Genomic DNA, 18,278 nt, shown 5'->3' with positions numbered 1-18,278 from the left:
TCACCCCGGCCACACGATCGCCTGCACCTCGCTGTACGCGTGCAGCGCGTACGACCCCACGTCCCGTCCGACCCCGCTCCTCTTGAACCCCCCGAACGGCGCCTCCATGTTCCGCCCGACCGTGTTCACGCCGACCCCGCCCGCCCGCAGTCGCCGGGCCACGCGGAAGGCGCGGGCGACGTCACCGGACCAGACGTAGTCGATGAGGCCGTAGTCGGAGTCGTTGGCGAGGGCGATGCCCTCCTCCTCGTCGTCGAAGGGGATGACGGTGACGACGGGGCCGAAGATCTCCTCGCGGGCCACGCGCATCGAGTTCGCGCAGTCCGCGAGGAGGGTGGGGGCGACGTAGAAACCCCGCTCGCAGGACGGACGTTCGCCGCCCACCACCACCGTCGCGCCCTCCTTACGGCCCAACTCCACGTAGGACTCGACCCGTTCGCGGTGTGCCGCCGAGATGACCGGGCCCACGACCGTGGCCGGGTCGCGCGGATCGCCCACCTTCAGTCGCCCCGCGTACTCCGCCAACCCCGCGACCAGGCGTTCGTACACGCCCCGTTGGGCCAGCACCCGCGTCGGTGCGGTGCAGATCTGGCCGCTGTAGAAGGAGAAGGTGGTGCCGATACCGGCCACCGCCGATCCGACGTCCGCGTCGTCGAGGACGACCGCCGCGCCCTTCCCGCCCAGCTCCATCAGCTGCCGTTTCATCCCGCGCCCGCACACCTCGGCGATGCGCTGCCCGACCGCAGTGGAGCCGGTGAAGCTGACCATGTCGACGTCCGGGGAGTCCACGGCCGCCTCCCCGACCTCCACCGAGCGGCCACTCACCACGTTGACCACGCCCCTCGGCACCCCGGCCGCCTCCAGCGCCTGCGCCATCCGGTAGACCGACAGGGGGTCCTGCGGGGCCGGTTTCACCACGACCGTGTTGCCCATCGCCAGGGCGGGGGCGATCTTGCCGGCCGGGTTGGCCCACGGGTTGTTGTACGAGGTGATGCAGGTGACCACCCCGACGGGCTGGCGGACGGCCAGCGCGCCCATCACCCCGGCCCGCCCCATCGGCCCGGCCTCGTTGATCTGCGGCGGGATCGCCCACTCGGCGCTCTCCACGCGCGCGTACCGGCGGAAGCGGGCCACGCCCACCCCGACCTGCATGGCCCGCGCGGTGCCGGTGGTCGCGCCGGTCTCCGCCTGGGCGAGTTCGGCATACGGGCCGAAGCGGTCGGCGATGACGTCGGCCGCCCGGCCCAGGATCCCCGCCCGCTCCTCGGCGGACGTACGCGACCACGGCCCGAAGGCCTCGCGGGCCGCGGCGCACGCCGCGTGCACCTGATCCCGCGAGGCCTCCGGCGCCCACCCGACGGGCTCCTCGGTCGCCGGGTCGACGACCGCGTAGTGGCCGCCCTCCGGCTCGGTCCACTCGCCCCCGATGAACAGCCGCTCTCCGGAACGCCCGCTCACCGGGTGCTCACCGTCCGGGTGTCCCGCCCGGACCGCAGCACCTTCCCGGGCACGGCCCCGCTCACCACGTCGTCGCGGATCGCCTCGACCCCGTTGACCCACACGGCCCGGATCCCGAGCGCCTTGGAGTCCAGCCGAGGACTGTCACCCGGCAGGTCGTGCACCAGGGTGGCCGTGCCCGCGGCGATCCGCTCCGGGTCGAAGAGCACGAGGTCCGCATGGAAGCCCTCCTCGATCCGGCCGCGTTCCCTGAGCCCGAAGAGCTGGGCGGGATCATCGGTGAGCATCTTGACGGCCTGCTCCAGCGTCGCGAGCTTCCGCCCCCGCAGACAGTCGCCGAGGAACCGGGTCGTGTACGGCGCCCCGCACATCCGGTCCAGATGCGCCCCCGCGTCCGAGCCGCCGAGCAGGACGTCCTCGTGCTGCCAGGTCTCGGCGCGCAGCGCCCAGGAGGCGGGGTCGTTGTCGGTGGGCATGGGCCACAGGACCGTACGCAGCTCGTCCGCGGCACAGATCTCGACCAGGCAGTGGAAGGGGTCCTGCCCCCGCTCGGCCGCGATGTCCCGGACCACCCGTCCGCTGAGCCCGCGGTTCGCCTCGCTGTACGTGTCGCCGATGACGTACCGCCCGAAGTCGGCCAGCCGCCGGAAGACGCCCGCCTCCTTGGACCGGGCGCGCTCCAGCATCCCGGCCCGTACGTCCGGGTCGCGGAGTCGCTCGATCCGCTCGGGGACGGGCAGGCCGAGGACCGGGCCCCAGCCGGGGATGAGGTTGAGGGCGCAGAAGGTGCCCAGCGACATGTTCATCGGCGTGAGGATCGGCATGGTGAGGGCCACGATCCGGCCGCCCGCCTTGCGCGCCTGCTCGCTCGCGAACAGCTGCCGTGGGACGCGCTCGGGGACGGTGGCGTCGATGGTGAGCACGTTCCAGTTGAGTGGCCGTCCGGCGCTCGCGCTCATCTCCACGAACAGCTCGATCTCGGCGTCGCTGAACTGGTCGAGGCACCCGGCGACGATGGCCTCGATCTGGGTGCCCTCGTGCTCGCCGACGGCCTTGGCGAGGGCGACGAGTTCGGCGGGCAGCGCGTGCCGGGAGGCGACGGGCTTTCCGTCGCCGTCCGAGTGCGTGCTCGACTGGGTGGTGGACAGACCCCAGGCGCCGGCGTCCATGGCCTCGTGGAAGACCCGCAGCATGGCGTCGAGTTGCTCGTCCGTCGGCTGCCCACCGATGGCGTCCGCTCCCATGACGTACCGCCGCAGCGCACAATGCCCCACCATGAAACCGGCGTTGACGGTGATCCGCCCCTCCAGCGCGTCGAGGTACTCCCCGAACGACTGCCAGCTCCAGGGCGCCCCCTCCTCCAGAGCGACCAACGACATGCCCTCGACCTTGGACATCATCCGCCGCGTGTAGTCGGCGTCCCCGGGCCTGAGCGGGGCCAGCGTGAACCCACAGTTCCCGGCGGCGACGGTCGTGACGCCGTGGTTGAGAGAGGGGGTGGCGTACGGGTCCCAGAAGAGCTGGGCGTCGTAGTGCGTGTGCGGGTCGACGAACCCGGGGGCGAGGACGAGGCCGCGAGCGTCCTCGCTGGTACGGGCTTCTTCCTCGACGGTGCCGACGACGGCGATACGACCGTCACGGACACCGACGTCGGCGGTGACCGCCGGCGCACCGGTACCGTCGACGACGGTCGCCCCTTTGATGAGGTGGTCGAGCATGCTGTCCGAACCCCCTTACGCGCTCTGACGGAACCTCGTCGTCCGATGCACCGGATCCGTGTCGATCTCCGGAATCACCTGCTCCCCGATCAACCGGATCGTCTGCAACGTCTCCTCCTTCGGCACCCCCACCGGCAACCCGAAGCTCAACTGGTCCGCCCCCGCCTGCTCCCACCGCTTGCACTGCGTCCGTACCTCCGCCGGATCGCCGCAGATCAGCAGCTCCTCCTCGATCAGCAGCTCCACGAACTCGGGGGTGTACTCGGGCAGCGTCTCCGGCCACACCGGGAACCCCTCGGGCCGCGGGAAGGTGTCGTGGTAGCGGAAGACGAGCGAGGGCAGATAGTGCAGCCCACCGTTCACGGCGATGTTGATCGCCTCGTCGTGCGTGGGCGCGCAGATCGCCGTCGTCGTCACCATCACGTTGTCGTTGACGAAGTCCCCGACGGGCTCGGCGTTCACGACGGAGTTCTTGTACTGCTCAAGGACCCACTCCATGTCGGACACCTTCTGGATGCTGAACCCCAGCACCCCGAGCCCCTTCTTCGCGGCCATCGCGTACGACGGCGGCGACCCGGCCGCGTACCACATCGCCGGGTGCGACTTCCCGTACGGCTTCGGCAGGATCTTGCGCGGCGGCAACTGCCAGTGCTTGCCCTGGAAGCCGACGTACTCGTCCTGGAGCCACATCTTGGGGAACTCGGCGATGGTCTCTTCCCAGATCTCCTTGGTGTAGTTCATGTCGGTCACCCCCGGAATGAACCCGAGGATCTCGTGCGAGCCGGCGCCGCGGCCCGAGCCGAACTCGAAGCGTCCTTCGGAGAGATGGTCGAGCATGGCGACCTTCTCGGCGACCTTCACGGGGTGGTTGACCTGGGCGAGGGGGTTGAAGATCCCGGAGCCGAGATGGATCCTCTCGGTCGCGTGGGCCAGGTACCCGAGGAAGACATCGTTCGCCGACAGATGCGAGTACTCCTCCAGGAAGTGGTGTTCGGAGGCCCAGGCGTACTTGAAGCCCGACTTGTCCGCCTGGATGACGTACTCGGTCTCCTCCATCAGCGCCTTGTGCTCGGCGAGCGGGTCGGTCTCGGCGCGCTTGCCCACGTATCCCTGTACAAAGAGGCCGAATTCCACGGCGGTTCACCCTTCCACGTCAGGTGAGTCTGCTGAGTCCTACGACTTTCTGACGTACCGTCAGAAAGGTCAATAGCTGACGGCCCATCAGGCGAAGGTCGGACGGCGGTCAGACGACACTGACTCCCGCCAGCCAGCCCCCGTCGATCACGAACGGCTGCCCGGTGATGTACGACGAGTCGTCGCACGTCAGGAACAGCGCGAGCCGGGCCACCTCCTGCGGTCGCCCGATCCGCCCGAGCGGCACGAGCTTGCGGTACAGCTCGTCGAGCGCCCGGCTCATCCCCTCCGCGTCCGCCCTCGGGTCCAGCTGGGCCGGGTTGGACATCGCGGTGTCGATGGCACCGGGGCACACCGCGTTGACGCGGATGCGCCGGTCGGCGAGCTCCAGGGCGGCGACCCGGGTGAGGCCGAGGACGGCGTGCTTGGTGGCGGCGTAGCTGCCGACCGCCGCCATGCCGGTCACACCGGTGTAGGAGGCGGTGTTGACGATGGTGCCGCCGTCCTCCATCACCGGCGCGACGGCCCTGATGCCGAGGAAGCAGCCGACCTGGTTGACCCGTACGACCTGCATGAACTCATCGAGGGGTGTATCGAGAAGGGTGTTGAAGCGCAGGATGCCGGCGTTGTTGACGAGGCCGTCGACGCGGCCGAAGGCGTTCTTGACCGCGCTCACCGCGGACCGCCACTGCTCCTCCTCGCCGACGTCGAGATGGACGTACCGCGCCCCGATCTCCTCGGCGAGCGCCTCCCCCTGCTCGTCCAGGACATCGGCGACGACGACCTCCGCCCCCTCCTGCCTGAACAGCCGGGCCTCCTGCTCCCCCTGTCCGCGTGCCGCGCCGGTGACGATGACGACGCGTCCGTCCAGCTTGCCCATGCGGTGTCTCCTCAGAGGTCGGGGGCGATGTCGGCGCCGAACGCCGCTATCTGGTCGGTGAGTTCGGCGCGGTCGCGGCAGCGGAACCGCACCTGGATCTGGTGGACGCCCATCGCGCGGTAGGTGCGCAGGGACTCGGCGAGTTCCTCCGGGGTGCCGGTGAGGGTGCGGCGGCCGACGTCCCAGGTGGGCCGGCCGATGTGGAGGGGCTCGGTGAGGGCGCCGACGGTCAGCGGTTCCTCGATGCCCGCCTCCTCGCGGATCCGGGTCAGCTCGGCGATCTGCGCGGGCAGCCGCTCCCTCGGGTCGCCCTGCGGCAGCCAGCCGTCGCCCTTGAGCGCGGCCCGGCGGACGGCGGCGGGCGAGGAGCCGCCGACCCACAGGGGGACGCGCGGCTGGGCGGGGCGGGGGCGCTGGCCCAGGCCCTGGAAGTCGTAGAACTTGCCGTGGTGTTCGGGGAACTCCTCGGGGCCGAGCGCGGCCCGCAGCGCGTCCACGCACTCGTCCAGCAGGGCCCCGCGCTGCCGGAATTCGAGGCCCAGCGCCTCGAACTCCTCCGTCACGTGCCCGGCGCCGACCCCGAGGATCAGCCGGCCTCCGGAGAGGTGGTCGAGGGTGGCGTACTGCTTGGCGGTGAGCAGGGGGTGGCGCAGTCCCACGACGGCGACATGGCTCAGCAGCCGGATGTCCTCGGTCGCGGCGGCCAGGTAGGCGAGGGTGGCGACGGGGTCGTACCAGACCGTGCTCATCGCGGGCGCGAGGCGGCGCGGAATGGCGACGTGGTCGCAGCTCGCGACGTAGGCGAAGCCGGCCCGCTCGGCGGCGCGGGCCACCGCGACCAGGTCCTCCGGGCCGGCGGCGGCCTCCCAGGGCTCGGTGTAGATCGTGCTCTGGGACTGGACGGGGAGCTGGATGCCGTACTCGATCACCGGGGACCGCCCCAGAGTCCGTCGGGGGTCAGCCCGAGCAGGTCGATGGCGTTGCCCCGGACGATCCGCTCGACCACGTCGGGGGCGAGGTGGCCCATCTGGGCCTCGCCGACCTCGCGGGACTTGGGCCAGGTGGAGTCTGAGTGCGGGTAGTCGGTCTCGTAGAGGACGTTGCCGAGGCCGATCGCGTCGAGGTTCCTGAGCCCGAAGGCGTCGTCGAAGAAGCAGCCGTGGACGTGCTCGGCGAAGAGTTCGGAGGGCGGGCGGTGGACCTTGTCGGCGACCCCGCCCCAGCCGCGGTTCTCCTCCCAGACGACGTCGGCGCGTTCGAGGATGTACGGGATCCAGCCGATCTGGCCTTCCGCGTACATGACCTTGAGGTTCGGGAAGCGTTCGAACTTGCCGCTCATCAGCCAGTCGACCATCGAGAAGCAGCAGTTGGCGAAGGTGATGGTGGAGCCGACGGCGGGCGGGGCGTCGGCGGAGGTGGACGGCATCCGGCTGGAGGAGCCGATGTGCATGGCGATGACGGTGCCGGTCTCGTCGCAGGCGGCGAGGAAGGGGTCCCAGGCGTCGGTGTGGATCGACGGCAGGCCGAGATGCGGGGGTATCTCGGAGAAGGCGACGGCACGGACGCCCCGCGCGGCCATGCGGCGGACCTCGGTGGCGGCCAGCTCGGCGTCCCACAGGGGGATCAGGGTGAGGGGGATGAGGCGGCCGTGGGCCTGCGGGCCGCACCACTCCTCCACCATCCAGTCGTTGTAGGCCCGGATGCACAGCAGCCCCAGCTCGTGGTCCGCGGCCTCGGTGAAGGTCTGCCCGCAGAAGCGCGGGAAGGTGGGGAAGCAGAGGGCGGACTGGACGTGGTTGACGTCCATGTCGGCGAGGCGGGACGGGACGTCGTACGACCCCGGCCGCATCTGCTCGTAGGTGATGACCTCCAGCTTGATCTCGTCCCTGCTGTAGCCGACGGCGGTGTCGAGGCGGGTGAGGGGGCGGTGGAGTTCCTCGTAGACCCACCAGTCGCCGATCGGGCCGTCGGTCTCGCCCGGGGTGCCCATCACGGGCTTGAACCGGCCGCCGAGGAAGGTCATTTCCTTCAGCGGGGCGCGGACGATACGAGGACCGACGTCCAGGTACTTCTTCGGAAGCCGGTTCTGCCAGACGTCGGCGGGCTCCACCGTGTGGTCGTCGACGGAGATGATCTTCGGAAATTCCGGGGTGGTCTCCATGGGGGCCACGGTAGCGCCGATCTGACGACCCGTCAGCTGCGGTGACGGTGCCCGGTCATGATGGTTTGTGCGCGGAATTGTGCGGAGGGAGCGTGAGGGGCTTGTGATTTACCGCGCGCCTACCTGTGATCACTCTCTCCACAGCTGACGCATCTGCCATGAACAAGGCAAACTGGCGGGGTTGCCCACTGTGTCTGGCGAGGTTGCTCACTGTGTCTGCCCGGGTTGCTCACTGTGTCTGAGGGGACGGCGATGGACGGTGTACCGCGGGTGCCGGAGCAGCGGCGCCCCGGCTCCGCGACGGAGCCCATGCCGCTGCTGCGCTTCAGCGTGCTCGGGCCGGTGCGCGCCTGGCGCGGCGACGAGCCCTTGGCCATGGGCTCCCCGCAGCAACGGGCCCTGCTCGCGGCCCTGCTGCTGCGGGAGGGCCGTACGGCCACCGCGGCCGAGCTGATCGACGCCCTGTGGGGCGAGGAGCCCCCGTCGCAGGCGCTGGCGGCGGTACGGACGTACGCCTCCCGGCTGCGCAAGGTCCTCGACCCCGGTGTCCTGGCCAGCGACGCGGGCGGCTACGCGATCCGCTCCCTCGGCGAGGGCGCGCTGGACGTCACCGTGGCCCAGGAGTGGGCGGCGGAGGCGGAAAAGGCGCGGGGCGCCGGGGATCTGTGCCACGCCCGCGAGGTGCTGGGCCGTGCCCTGGCGCTGTGGGACGGCGAGGTACTGGCGGGCGTACCCGGCCCGTACGCGTCCTCGCAGCGCGTCCGCCTGGAGGAGTGGCGGCTCCAACTCCTCGAATCCCGCCTCGACATGGACCTGGAACAGGGCTGCCACGCCGAGGCGGTCTCGGAACTCACCGCCCTGACCGCGGCACACCCGCTGCGTGAACGCCTGCGCGAGCTGCTGATGCTGGCGCTGTACCGCAGCGGCCGCCAGGCGGAGGCACTCGCCGTGTACGCGGACACGCGGCGCCTGCTCGCCGACGAGCTGGGCGTGGACCCGCGGCCGGGGCTGAAGGAGCTCCAGCAGCGCATCCTCCAGGCCGACCCGGGCCTCGCGGAACCGTCGTCCCCGAAGGCGGAGCCCGCCGCCGCCCCGGTCCGCCCGGCTCAACTCCCGGCGACCGTCCCCGACTTCACCGGGCGCGCCTCATTCGTCGCCGAACTGGGCGACGTCCTGGCGTCCTCCGAGGGCCGGGTGATGGCCGTGTCGGCGCTCGCCGGCATCGGGGGCGTGGGCAAGACGACCCTGGCGGTGCACGTCGCCCACCAGGCCCGGTCCGCCTTCCCCGACGGCCAGTTGTACGTCGACCTCCAGGGCGCGGGCCAGCGTGCCGCGGAGCCGGAGACGGTACTGGGCGCGTTCCTGCGGGCGTTGGGCACCGCGGACTCGGCCATCCCCGACTCCCTGGAGGAGCGTGCGGCGCTGTACCGCTCGGTCCTGGACGGCAGACGGGTGCTGGTCCTGCTGGACAACGCGCGGGACGCGGCACAGGTGCGCCCGCTGCTGCCCGGCACCGAGGGCTGCGCGGCACTGGTGACGTCCCGCGTGCGGATGGTGGACCTCGCGGGCGCCCATCTCGTCGACCTGGACGTGATGTCCCCCGACGAGGCGCTCCAGCTCTTCATCCGGATCGTCGGCGAGGAGCGGGTGGCCTCGGAGCGGGAGGCGGCGCTGGACGTGGTCGCGGCGTGCGGCTTCCTGCCGCTGGCGATCCGCATCGCCGCGTCGCGGCTGGCGGCCCGCCGTACGTGGACGGTGTCGGTGCTGGCGGCGAAGCTCGCGGACGAACGCCGCAGGCTGGACGAGCTCCAGGCAGGCGACCTCGCGGTGAAGGCGACCTTCGAGCTCGGCTACGGCGCTCTTGAGCCCGCCCAGGCCCGCGCGTTCCGCCTGCTCGGCCTCGCGGACGGCCCGGACATCTCCCTCGCCGCCGCGGCGGCGATGCTGAACCTGGGCGTCGAGGACACCGAGGACGTGCTCGAGTCCCTGGTCGACACGTCCCTGCTGGAGTCGGCTGCGCCCGGCCGGTACCGGTTCCATGACCTGGTACGGCTCTACGCGCGTGCGTGCGCCGAACGGGACGAGTGGCCGCCGCAGGAGCGGGGGGCGGCGCTCTCACGGCTCCTGGACTTCTATCTGGCGACGGTCGGCGGCGTGTACCTGATCGAGCGGCCCGGGGACCGGCTGGTGGACCATCTGGAGCCGGCGGGACATCCGGGGCTGGTCTTCTCGGACCGGCACGCCGCGCAGGACTGGCTGTACGCGGAGGCGGTGCCGCTGCTCGCGTGCGTACGGCAGTCCGCGCGGCCGGACACCCTGCGTCGCGCGGTCGACGTCCTGTGGGCGGCCGTCGACCTGGCGGAGTCGGGGGCCAACTCCAAGGAGTACGAGGCGGTCGCGGCGCTGCTGCGGGACGTGGCGCGCTCCGAGGACGACTCCCGCGCCGAGGCGCGCTCCCTGATCGCGCTCGCCTTCATGCACCAGGTGTCCGACAGCAGGTTCGACGCGGCCCTCCAAGAGGCGGCCCGCGCCTCGGAGTTGGCCCAGGCGGCGGCCGATCCGCTCACCGGGTGCTGGGCGTCCAACATCAGCGGGGCGGTCGCGCACTACCAGAACCGGCACGAGGCGAGCGAGGAGCATCTCACCTTCGCCATCGAGGGGTTCCGGGCGCTGGGTGACCGCGCGGGCGAGGCCAGCGCGCTCTGCAACCTGTCGCGCATCCACCTCGTCACCGGGCGCACGGAGAGCGCGGTGGCGCTGGCCCAGCAGGGCGCGGCGATGTACGACGACCTGGGGCACGCGCTGCGTGGGGCCAACGGCCGCTACGCGCTGGGTCTGGCGCTCAAGCAGAGCGGGAAGCTCGCCGAGGCCACCGAGTGTCTGAACCAGGCCCTCCAGGTGTTCCGGGAGAGCCGCCAGCGCCTGTGGGAGGGCATGACGCTGTTCCGGCTCGCCGAGCTCGACCTCGCGGCCAGGCGCCCCGCCCAGGCCGCGGCGAACGCCGAGATGGCGCTGACGTTGGTGCGTGACATCGGTGGCGAGTGGCGCCGCGGCAACGTCCTCACGATCCTCGGGCGTGCCCTCGGCGGCATCGGGCAGCCGGGCCGGGCCCAGGTCTGCTGGCGGGATGCTCTGGCGATCTTCGAGACACTGGGCGTACCCGAGGCGGCCGAGGTCAGGGGCCTGCTGAGCCCGGCGGCCGTGGCCTGAGGCGGTCCGACGGGCCGGCCGGGCGGGCGCGTTCATCATTCGTTTATCGCCGTCCGACACTCTCACCTGTGTCGGGCCGTCGCGTCGGGGGGCAGACGGAGCGACACCGGGCCGGACCTCTAGGGTGAACCGGCCCAGCTGGATCCGCCCGGAAACACTCGGGGGAGTCGCCGGGCGGATCCGGCCCATCAACGCACCGCACTGTCAGGGGAGCCAGCACCATGAGCGACGAGACCAGCACCGACAACGTCCACATCACGGACGAGCCCACGGGCGACACGACGACGGACAACGTCCACATCACCGACGAGCCCATCGCCGTCAAGAACGTGCACATCACCAGCGACCCGCTGAAGCTCAGCGCCAAGGACAGCGGTGAGGCCACCACGGACAACGTCCACATCACGGACAACCCGGCCTGACCCACACGAACCTTTTCCCACACGGGGATCGGCCGCGGCGGCGCGGAGGGGGAGCCGCCGCGGCCGATGCACGTCCGGGACGGCGACAAGGACCGGCTCAGCCGGCCGACGTCCGCCGCAGCTCCCCCTTCACCACCTTCCCGCTCGCGTTGCGCGGCAGCTCCCCCACGAACTCCACCGCTCTCGGCACCTTGTAGTTGGCCATCTCGCGGCGTGCCCAGGCGATCAGGTCGTCGCCGGTCAGTACAGCGCCCTCGCGGCGGACCACGTAGGCCTTGCCGACCTCGCCCAGTCGGGCGTCCGGTACGCCGATCACCGCGACGTCGGTGACGTCCGGGTGCAGGCCGAGGAGTTGCTCTATCTCCGCCGGGTACGCGTTGAAGCCGCCGACGATGAACATGTCCTTGAGGCGGTCGGTGATGCGGAGGTTTCCGGCGGGGTCGAGGACACCCACGTCGCCCGTGCGCAGCCAGCCGTCCGAAGTCAGCGTCTCCGCCGTCGCCGCCTCGTCCTCGAAGTAGCCGCGCATGACGTTGAAGCCGCGGACCAGGACCTCGCCGGGTGCGCCGAGCGGGGCCTCGACGCGGACCTCCGTACCCGGGATCGCGCGGCCCGAGGTGGAGGCGATCACCGACGGCGGGTCGCCGCGCCGGCACATCGTGACGATGCCGCTAGCCTCCGAGAGGCCGTACGCGGTCAGGACGGTCGCCACCCCGAGCTCGTCCCGCAGGCGTTCGACCAGGGTCAGGGGGACGACCGCGGCGCCCGTCACCACCAGGCGCAGGGCCGAGAGGTCGTACGACGTCCTCGCCGGGTGGTCGAGGAGGGACTGGAGCAGGGTGGGCGGGCCCGGCAGGACCGAGACCCCCTCCGACGCGACGTTCGCCAGCACCGTGTCCACGTTGAACACCGGCTGCGGGATCATCGTCGCGCCCCGCATCAGACAGGCGATCACGCCCGCCTTGTAGCCGAAGGTGTGGAAGAAGGGGTTCACGATGAGGTAGCGGTCGCCCTGCCTCAACCCCGCGAGGTCGCTCCAGATCTCGTACGCCCGCAGCGTCTGCGCGTGCGTGATCACCGCGCCCTTGGGGCGGCCCGTCGTACCGGACGTGAAGACGATGTCCGACGCGCACGACCCGTCCACCCGCGCCGAACGCTCCCTCACCTCCGCCGACCCCACCCCCTCCCCGCTCGCCAGGAAGTCCTTCCAGGTGCGGTACTCCGCCGGGGCGTCGTCCGAGAGGACCACCACCTGTTCCAGGGAGCCGCCCAGCGCAGGCAGCCCCTCCCCCACCGCCCGCCGCAGCGAGGCCACGTACGACGTCCCCAGGAACGTCCCCGTCACGAACAGCAGCCGCGCCCCGCTGCGGCGCAGCACGTCCGCCGCCTCCGCGCCCTTGAAGCGGGTGTTGAGGGGCACGAGGACCGCGCCCGCCGACACCGCGCCGAGCGCCGCCACGATCCAGTCGAGGCTGTTCGGCGCCCAGATCGCGACCCGGTCGCCGGGTTCGACGCCGTTCGCGAGACAGGCCGCCGCGGCGCGCTCGACGCGGGCGCCCAACTCGGCGTACGACACCCGCGTACGGCCCTCCACCACCGCCTCGACGTCCGGGTACCGCTCCACCGCGGACCGGACGAGTCCCGGAATGCCGCCCCACTCCAGATCACCGCGCATCGCACGCCTCCCAACCCCCGGAGCTGACTACCCGTCAGATTAGCTGTACGCTGACGGCCTGTCAGCAGCCCTTCAGCAGTGTGGAGGTGTGCGCATGGCCGGGATCAAGGACGCCACCGCGATCGTCGGGATAGGACAGACCGCCTTCGCCAAGCAACTCCCCGAGGACGAACGCACCCTCGCCTGCCGTGCCGTGGTCGCCGCCCTCGACGACGCCGGCATCGCCCCCGGCGAGGTCGACGCCCTCGCCTCCTTCACCATGGAGGAGACGGACGAGGTCGAGCTCGCGAAGGCCGTCGGGTTCGGGGATCTCACCTACTTCAGCCGGGTCGGGTACGGGGGCGGCGGCTCCTGCGCCACCGTCGCGCATCTCGCCGCCGCCATCGCCGCCGGTCAGGCCACGGTCGGTGTCGCCTGGCGGTCACGCAAGCGGGGCAGCGGGCCCCGGCCCTGGCGCAACACCGTCACCCAACTCCCCACCCCCGCACAGTGGACCCGGCCCTTCGGACTGCTCCGGCCGGTCGACGAGATCGCGATGCTGACCCGCCGCTATCTGCACGAGTACGGGGCGACCCGCGACCATCTCTTCAACGTCGCCCTCGCCTGCCGGAACAGGGCCAACCAGAATCCGGCGGCCGTCATGTACGAGCGGCCCCTCACCCGCGAGATGTACATGACCGCCCGCTGGATCAGCGAGCCGCTCTGCCTCTTCGACAACTGCCTGGAGACGGACGGGGCGTTGGCGTGTGTCGTGGTCAGCAGGGAGCGGGCGGCCGACTGCCGCAGACCTCCCGTCTACGTCCACTCCGCCGCCCAGGGCCTGCCCGCCCAGCATCACGGCATGGTCAACTACTGGAACGACGACCCCCTCACCGGACCGTCCTGGGCCGCCGCCCGACACCTGTGGAAACACTCCGACTTCACCCCCGAGGACATCGACGTCGCCCAGATCTACGACGCGTTCACCGCGCTCATCCCGCTCTCCCTTGAGGGGTACGGATTCTGCGGGCGGGGCGAGGGCGGCGCGTTCACCGAGCAGGGGGCGCTGGAGAGCGGGGGCCGGCTGCCGATCAACACCGGTGGCGGCGGGCTCAGCGAGGCCTACGTCCACGGCTTCAACCTCATCAACGAAGGGGTGAAACAGCTCAGAGGGACCAGTACCGCCCAGGTGCCGGGCGCCGCCACCTGCCTGGTCACCGCAGGTGAGGGCGTCCCCACCTCGGCCCTGCTGCTGACGAACAGGAGCTGACCATGCTGTCCCCCGCCATCGACCCCGAGGGCGCCCCCTTCTGGCAGTACGCCGCCCGGGGTGAACTCCGCGTCCAGGCCTGCGCCGACTGCGGCGAACTCCGCTTCCCGCCCCGCCCCTGCTGTCCCCACTGCCAGTCCTTCGGCACCGAGTGGCGGCGGATGTCCGGGCACGGACGGGTGTGGTCGTACGTCGTCCCCCATCCGCCGCTGCTGCCGGACTACGCCGCGCAGGCGCCGTACAACGTGGTCGTCGTCGAGCTCGACGAGGCGCCGCGGATCCGCCTGGTCGGCAACCTGGTCGCCGAGCCCGGGGCCCGGCTCGACTCACTGCCGGCCGAGCGCCTCCTCATCGGCGCCCGGGTGCGGTTCGTGACCGACCCCGGGACCGGGCTGCCGCAGTGGGTCCTGGAGCGGCCATGAGTCTTCGGGTCACCACCGACAAGGACACCGGCGTCGCCGTCGTCACCCTCGACCGGCCGGAGCGCCTCAACGCCGTCGACCTGGAGCTGAGGGACGAACTCCGTGCGACCTGGCGCGCGTTGCGGTTCGACGACTCCGTGCGGGCCGTCGTCCTCACCGGGGCCGGAGAGCGCGCGTTCTGCACCGGGCTCGACCGGGACGCGGAGGTCCCGCAGCCCACCTCCCCCTACATGGCCGACGATCCGCTGCTGCGGGTCGGCCCCAAGTCCAACGACCTCTGGAAACCCGTCGTCGCCGCCGTGCGGGGCATGGCCTGTGGGGGCGCGTTCTATCTGCTCGGCGAGAGCGACTTCGTCGTCGCCGATCCGGAGGCCACCTTCTTCGACCCGCACACCACCTACGGCATGGTCAGCGCGTACGAGTCGGTGCTCATGGCGCAGCGGATGCCGTACGGGGAGGTCGCCCGGATGATGCTGATGGGGACGGCGGAGCGGATGTCCGCGCGGCGGGCGTACGACATCGGGCTCGTCTCCGAACTCAGCGGCCCGGGTGAGGTGTTGAGTGTCGCCGTCGCCCGTGCCACCGTCATCGCCGAGCAGCCGACGGCCGGGGTGCAGGGCACCGTCCGGGCCCTGTGGGCGGCGCGGGAGGCCGCGCTCGCCGCCGGGTTCGCGCAGGCGCCGCACCTGATCGCGCTGGGCAATCTGCCCGGGGACCGGCAGGCGGAGCTGTTCTCCGCCCGCCGGCCGGAGTTCAGGACGCGCTGACGGCCTGCGCCTCGGACAGCTCGCAGGTGCCGTCCGTGGCGGTCGCGTCGGCCGCGGTGACCAGGACGGAGTCGGAGGCACCCGGGGCGACACCGAAGAGGCCGCTGTGCTCGGTCGCCACCGTGGTGCCGGAGGCGTCCTTGAAGACGACCTCGACCATGTAGTCGTACGTCGTGGTCGTGCTGCTGTTGAGGGCGCGGACGTCGGCGACCAGACCCTGGTCCTCGACCCGGCACTCCTTGATCGTCACGTCCTGGGTCGACTGGCCCGGTGTGGGCTCGGAGACGCCGCCCGAGCCCGACCCCGAGGCGGAGTCGTCATCGTCGTCGTAGTGGGTGCTGCCGCCGCCCGTCGAACTGTGCGAAGAGCTGTCGGAGTTGGAGCTGTGACCCGAGCATCCGCCGCCGGACGAGTGCCGGGCGCCGGTCAGCGCGACCACCACTCCGACGAAGACGGCCACCGCGCGCACATGGCGAAGCTTCACCACTGATCCCCCGTAAGAAGTAAAAAGGCATGAACACGTCACGCTAACAGCCGTCGCGTGGCACCCCTGACGCCCCGGGCGTAGCGTCGGGTGTGAGAGCCGTGGAGGAAGCGTGACCGCGCGCTCCCGTCGAGTCGGCGGCCGCCGTCCGGAACCCCTTCCAAGCGCTCGGTACGACGGCCGTCATCAGCCGACTACGCGGTTCGGGCCGTTCCCGTGCCCTTCTCCGCGTCCAGCGCGTACACGCAGCGGTCCTTGCTGCACGCGTACACGACGCCGTCCTTGACCACCGGGGCGCCGGTGATCTCGCCGCCGGTCGCCAGCTTCCAGCGCAGTCGGCCGTCGTCGGCCTTCAGGGTGTAGAGCAGGTGGTCGGTGGAGCCGAAGTGGATCCGGCCCTCGGCGACCGCGGGGGCGCCCACGATGTCGCCACCCGCCTGGAAGCGCCACTTGGGCGTGCCGGTCACCGCGTCCAGCGTGTAGAGGCCCTTGCCGCTGCCCACGTGGACGTGCCCCGCGGCCACCAGCACCGGCTCGATGGAGGACCGTGCCTCGGTGGCGATGCGCCAGCGGTCGCGGCCGTCGGTGGCGTCGAGGGCGTAGACCGTGCCGAGGTAGTCGGCCAGGTAGACCCCGCCGCCGGTGACCGCGGGGCCCGGCACGAAGGTGGGCGCGCACAGGAACACGGCCGGCGCCTCGAAGTGCCACTTCACATGGCCGCTCGCCACGTCCAGCGCGAGGACGCGGGTGCCGGCGGCGACGTACACATAGCCGTCCGGCGCCTGCGAGACCCGTACCGGCACCCCGCCGCAGGAGGCCGCGTCGCCGATCGGGTACGACCAGCGCTCGTCGCCTGTACGGGCGTCCAGGGCGCGCAGCCGGGCGTCCTGCCAGACGTAGACCGTGCCCTCGTGCAGGGCCGGGCCCGCCTCGGGGGACTCGAAGTCGGTCTGGGCGCCGGTGAGCTCCCAGAGTTTCCGGCCGTTGGTGGCCTCCCATGCCTGGACGCCGCCACCCCGGGTGCCGGTGACGACGGTGCCCCGGTCGGCCTTGAGCGAGTACACCCAGGCCTCCGTCTGGAGCCGCCACAGGTCGCCGCCCTCACGGGCCTCCAGGGCGAACAGGGTGGGGCCGTCGGAGGCGTGGATACGGCCGTCCGCGACCGCCATCGACCAGGCGACGTCCCGCGTCTTGAAGCTGCGCCGGCCGGTCGCCACGTCCAGGGCGTGCACCTCGAAGGAGGTGACGTAGACGAGGTCACCGGCCACGGACGGGGTGCCCCACACGTCGTTGGACATACGGAAACGCCAGGGGCGCCAGCCGGAGGCCGTCTCGGGGGCCAGGGGAGGCGGAGAGGGTACGGCAGGGCCTACGGCACCGTCCGTGCCGTTGACTCCGGGGCGCGGCTTGGACCAGCTGGCGACCAGGCCCGCCTCGGGCGGCGGCGCCTTCACGGCGGCGGCGCGGGCGTCGGCGACGCGCGGGCCGGGGCCGATGGGCACCGGGGCGCCCGCGAGGCGTACCGGGCCGGTGTCGGGGGCGCCGACGGGGACGCGGGCCGGGACAGCCGGGGCGTGCGAGGGCTGCGGTGGAGCGGGGGCGATCCGGCCGGGGGCCTCACGGCCGCCTCCGCTGCGTCCGCCCGGGCCCGGCTTCACGGCCGGGCGGCCGTTGCGGCGGGCCTCGATCAGGCCGACCGCCCGCTCGGGCAGCCAGGCGGAGGCCGTGCCGCTGTCGTCGGAGCCGGAGCCGAAGAGATGGGGGGCCAGCTGGGCCTGGAGGTCGGCCGGGTTGGGCCGGCCGGTGGCCTCCATCTGCATACAGGACTCGATGAGCGGGCGCAGCTCGTCGGGGAGACCTTCGAGGTCCGGGCCCTCGCGCAGCAGCATGAAGACCGTCTCGACCGGGTTGGCGCCGTGGAAGGGCGGGTGGCCGGTGGCGGCGAAGACCAGCATCGAACCGAGCGAGAAGACATCGCTCGCGCCGGTGACCGAGCGCGAGTCCTTGGCCTGCTCGGGCGACATATAGGCGGGGGTGCCGACGGCGACGTTCGTCATCGTCAGACGTGTGTTCGATACACCGGAGGCGATACCGAAGTCGATCACGCGAGGGCCGTCCTCGACGACGAGGACGTTGGAGGGCTTGAGGTCACGGTGGACCAGGCCCGCGCCGTGGATGGACTGGAGCGCCTCCGCGACGCCCGCCGCGAGCCAGCGCACCGCCTGGGCCGGCATCGGCCCGCACTCGTTCACTATCTCTTCGAGGGAGGGCGCGGGGACGTACGCGGTGGCCAGCCACGGCACGGCCGCGCGCGGGTCGGCGTCGACCACGGCCGCCGTGTAGAAGCCGGAGACGGCCCGGGCCGCCTCCACCTCGCGCGTGAAGCGGACGCGGAACAGCTGGTCCTCGGCGAGCTCCGTCCGGACCGTCTTGATCGCCACGCGCCGGCCGGACGCCGAGCGCGCGAGATAGACCAGCCCCATGCCGCCGGCGCCCAGCCGTCCCAGCACCTCGAACGGCCCGATCCGCCGCGGATCGTGCTGCGTCAGCTGATCCACCACTTGCCTGCCACCTCCCCGTACGGGCCACGTCACATCCTTATGTACGCGACCCCGTGCAGCGTCTCACCACCGCACCGCCATGGCGGCACGCACCCTGATTCTTCCTGGCCGAAGGCCTGGTGGCGAACCCGGGTACA

The 18,278-nt window shown here is 71.8% G+C and carries 14 protein-coding genes; 5 read left to right on the top strand and 9 right to left on the bottom strand.

All coding sequences use genetic code 11. The features are described from left to right. The 6 genes from ACIHIX_RS28405 to ACIHIX_RS28380 all read right to left on the bottom strand — a co-directional run bounded on the left by ACIHIX_RS28405 (position 1) and on the right by ACIHIX_RS28380 (position 7,351). The gene (locus tag ACIHIX_RS28405; protein ID WP_399960957.1) at positions 1-1,458 is read right to left on the bottom strand and encodes an aldehyde dehydrogenase family protein; all 1,458 of its coding nucleotides are present in this window, start codon (positions 1,456-1,458) and stop codon (positions 1-3) included. Then, the gene (locus ACIHIX_RS28400; protein WP_399960955.1) at positions 1,455-3,176 is read right to left on the bottom strand and encodes an amidohydrolase family protein; all 1,722 of its coding nucleotides are present in this window, start codon (positions 3,174-3,176) and stop codon (positions 1,455-1,457) included. Before ACIHIX_RS28400 ends, ACIHIX_RS28405 begins: the two co-directional genes overlap by 4 nt. Before the next feature lie 15 nt (positions 3,177-3,191). Next, on the bottom strand, positions 3,192-4,310 hold the full coding sequence (locus tag ACIHIX_RS28395) for an LLM class flavin-dependent oxidoreductase (RefSeq protein ID WP_399960953.1): 1,119 nt from the start codon (positions 4,308-4,310) through the stop codon (positions 3,192-3,194). 109 nt (positions 4,311-4,419) lie between these two features. Further along, positions 4,420-5,190: an SDR family NAD(P)-dependent oxidoreductase gene (locus ACIHIX_RS28390; protein WP_399960951.1), complete on the bottom strand. Its 771-nt coding sequence runs from the start codon at positions 5,188-5,190 to the stop codon at positions 4,420-4,422. An 11-nt stretch (positions 5,191-5,201) separates the two neighbouring features. Then, positions 5,202-6,116 (bottom strand): TIGR03619 family F420-dependent LLM class oxidoreductase, encoded by a 915-nt coding sequence (locus tag ACIHIX_RS28385; protein WP_399961450.1) that lies wholly within the window; start codon positions 6,114-6,116, stop codon positions 5,202-5,204. Then, complete coding sequence (locus ACIHIX_RS28380; protein ID WP_399960950.1) at positions 6,116-7,351, bottom strand: amidohydrolase family protein; 1,236 nt, start codon at positions 7,349-7,351, stop codon at positions 6,116-6,118. The genes ACIHIX_RS28385 and ACIHIX_RS28380 overlap by 1 nt, the downstream gene beginning before the upstream one ends. 252 nt (positions 7,352-7,603) lie before the next feature. Between ACIHIX_RS28380 and ACIHIX_RS28375 the strand changes: the two genes are divergently transcribed. Continuing rightward, on the top strand, positions 7,604-10,561 hold the full coding sequence (locus ACIHIX_RS28375) for a BTAD domain-containing putative transcriptional regulator (protein WP_399960948.1): 2,958 nt from the start codon (positions 7,604-7,606) through the stop codon (positions 10,559-10,561). A gap of 221 nt (positions 10,562-10,782) precedes the next feature. Continuing rightward, on the top strand, positions 10,783-10,983 hold the full coding sequence (locus tag ACIHIX_RS28370) for a hypothetical protein (RefSeq protein WP_399960946.1): 201 nt from the start codon (positions 10,783-10,785) through the stop codon (positions 10,981-10,983). A gap of 97 nt (positions 10,984-11,080) precedes the next feature. Here the strand turns inward: ACIHIX_RS28370 and ACIHIX_RS28365 are convergent, their stop codons facing one another. After that, positions 11,081-12,658, bottom strand: a complete 1,578-nt coding sequence (locus ACIHIX_RS28365) for a FadD3 family acyl-CoA ligase (RefSeq protein WP_399960944.1) — start codon at positions 12,656-12,658, stop codon at positions 11,081-11,083. A 94-nt stretch (positions 12,659-12,752) separates the two neighbouring features. Here ACIHIX_RS28365 and ACIHIX_RS28360 point away from each other — a divergent pair, with 94 nt between their 5' ends. Genes ACIHIX_RS28360 through ACIHIX_RS28350 form a run of 3 tightly spaced genes read left to right on the top strand, consistent with a single transcriptional unit; the run spans position 12,753 to position 15,096 of the window. Further along, the gene (locus ACIHIX_RS28360; RefSeq protein WP_399960942.1) at positions 12,753-13,907 is read left to right on the top strand and encodes a lipid-transfer protein; all 1,155 of its coding nucleotides are present in this window, start codon (positions 12,753-12,755) and stop codon (positions 13,905-13,907) included. 2 nt (positions 13,908-13,909) lie between these two features. After that, positions 13,910-14,329, top strand: a complete 420-nt coding sequence (locus tag ACIHIX_RS28355) for a Zn-ribbon domain-containing OB-fold protein (protein WP_399960940.1) — start codon at positions 13,910-13,912, stop codon at positions 14,327-14,329. Next, positions 14,326-15,096 carry an enoyl-CoA hydratase/isomerase family protein gene (locus tag ACIHIX_RS28350; RefSeq protein ID WP_399960938.1) on the top strand — a complete coding sequence of 257 codons (771 nt, stop codon included), beginning with the start codon at positions 14,326-14,328 and terminating at the stop codon, positions 15,094-15,096. The genes ACIHIX_RS28355 and ACIHIX_RS28350 overlap by 4 nt, the downstream gene beginning before the upstream one ends. Here ACIHIX_RS28350 and ACIHIX_RS28345 read toward each other — a convergent pair. Beyond that, positions 15,083-15,580, bottom strand: coding sequence for a hypothetical protein (locus ACIHIX_RS28345; protein ID WP_399960936.1), 498 nt, complete (start codon positions 15,578-15,580; stop codon positions 15,083-15,085). The genes ACIHIX_RS28350 and ACIHIX_RS28345 overlap by 14 nt on opposite strands. 194 nt (positions 15,581-15,774) lie before the next feature. After that, on the bottom strand, positions 15,775-18,141 hold the full coding sequence (locus ACIHIX_RS28340) for a PQQ-binding-like beta-propeller repeat protein (protein ID WP_399960934.1): 2,367 nt from the start codon (positions 18,139-18,141) through the stop codon (positions 15,775-15,777). Between the last annotated feature and the right edge of the window lie 137 nt (positions 18,142-18,278).

The sequence above is a fragment of the Streptomyces sp. NPDC051913 genome, from assembly GCF_044593635.1.
Taxonomy (GTDB): domain Bacteria; phylum Actinomycetota; class Actinomycetes; order Streptomycetales; family Streptomycetaceae; genus Streptomyces.
The sequence above is the reverse complement of the archived record's forward strand: the minus strand, read 5'-3'. Positions and strand labels throughout refer to the sequence as shown.

What these genes read in the sequence shown, in the direction of transcription:
- ACIHIX_RS28400 (WP_399960955.1), bottom strand. Translation starts at nt 3,176, where the DNA reads ATGCTCGACCACCTCATCAAAGGGGCGACCGTCGTCGACGGTACCGGT.
- ACIHIX_RS28390 (WP_399960951.1), bottom strand. Translation starts at nt 5,190, where the DNA reads ATGGGCAAGCTGGACGGACGCGTCGTCATCGTCACCGGCGCGGCACGC.
- ACIHIX_RS28380 (WP_399960950.1), bottom strand. Translation starts at nt 7,351, where the DNA reads ATGGAGACCACCCCGGAATTTCCGAAGATCATCTCCGTCGACGACCAC.
- ACIHIX_RS28375 (WP_399960948.1), top strand. Translation starts at nt 7,604, where the DNA reads ATGGACGGTGTACCGCGGGTGCCGGAGCAGCGGCGCCCCGGCTCCGCG.
- ACIHIX_RS28370 (WP_399960946.1), top strand. Translation starts at nt 10,783, where the DNA reads ATGAGCGACGAGACCAGCACCGACAACGTCCACATCACGGACGAGCCC.
- ACIHIX_RS28365 (WP_399960944.1), bottom strand. Translation starts at nt 12,658, where the DNA reads ATGCGCGGTGATCTGGAGTGGGGCGGCATTCCGGGACTCGTCCGGTCC.
- ACIHIX_RS28360 (WP_399960942.1), top strand. Translation starts at nt 12,753, where the DNA reads ATGGCCGGGATCAAGGACGCCACCGCGATCGTCGGGATAGGACAGACC.
- ACIHIX_RS28355 (WP_399960940.1), top strand. Translation starts at nt 13,910, where the DNA reads ATGCTGTCCCCCGCCATCGACCCCGAGGGCGCCCCCTTCTGGCAGTAC.
- ACIHIX_RS28350 (WP_399960938.1), top strand. Translation starts at nt 14,326, where the DNA reads ATGAGTCTTCGGGTCACCACCGACAAGGACACCGGCGTCGCCGTCGTC.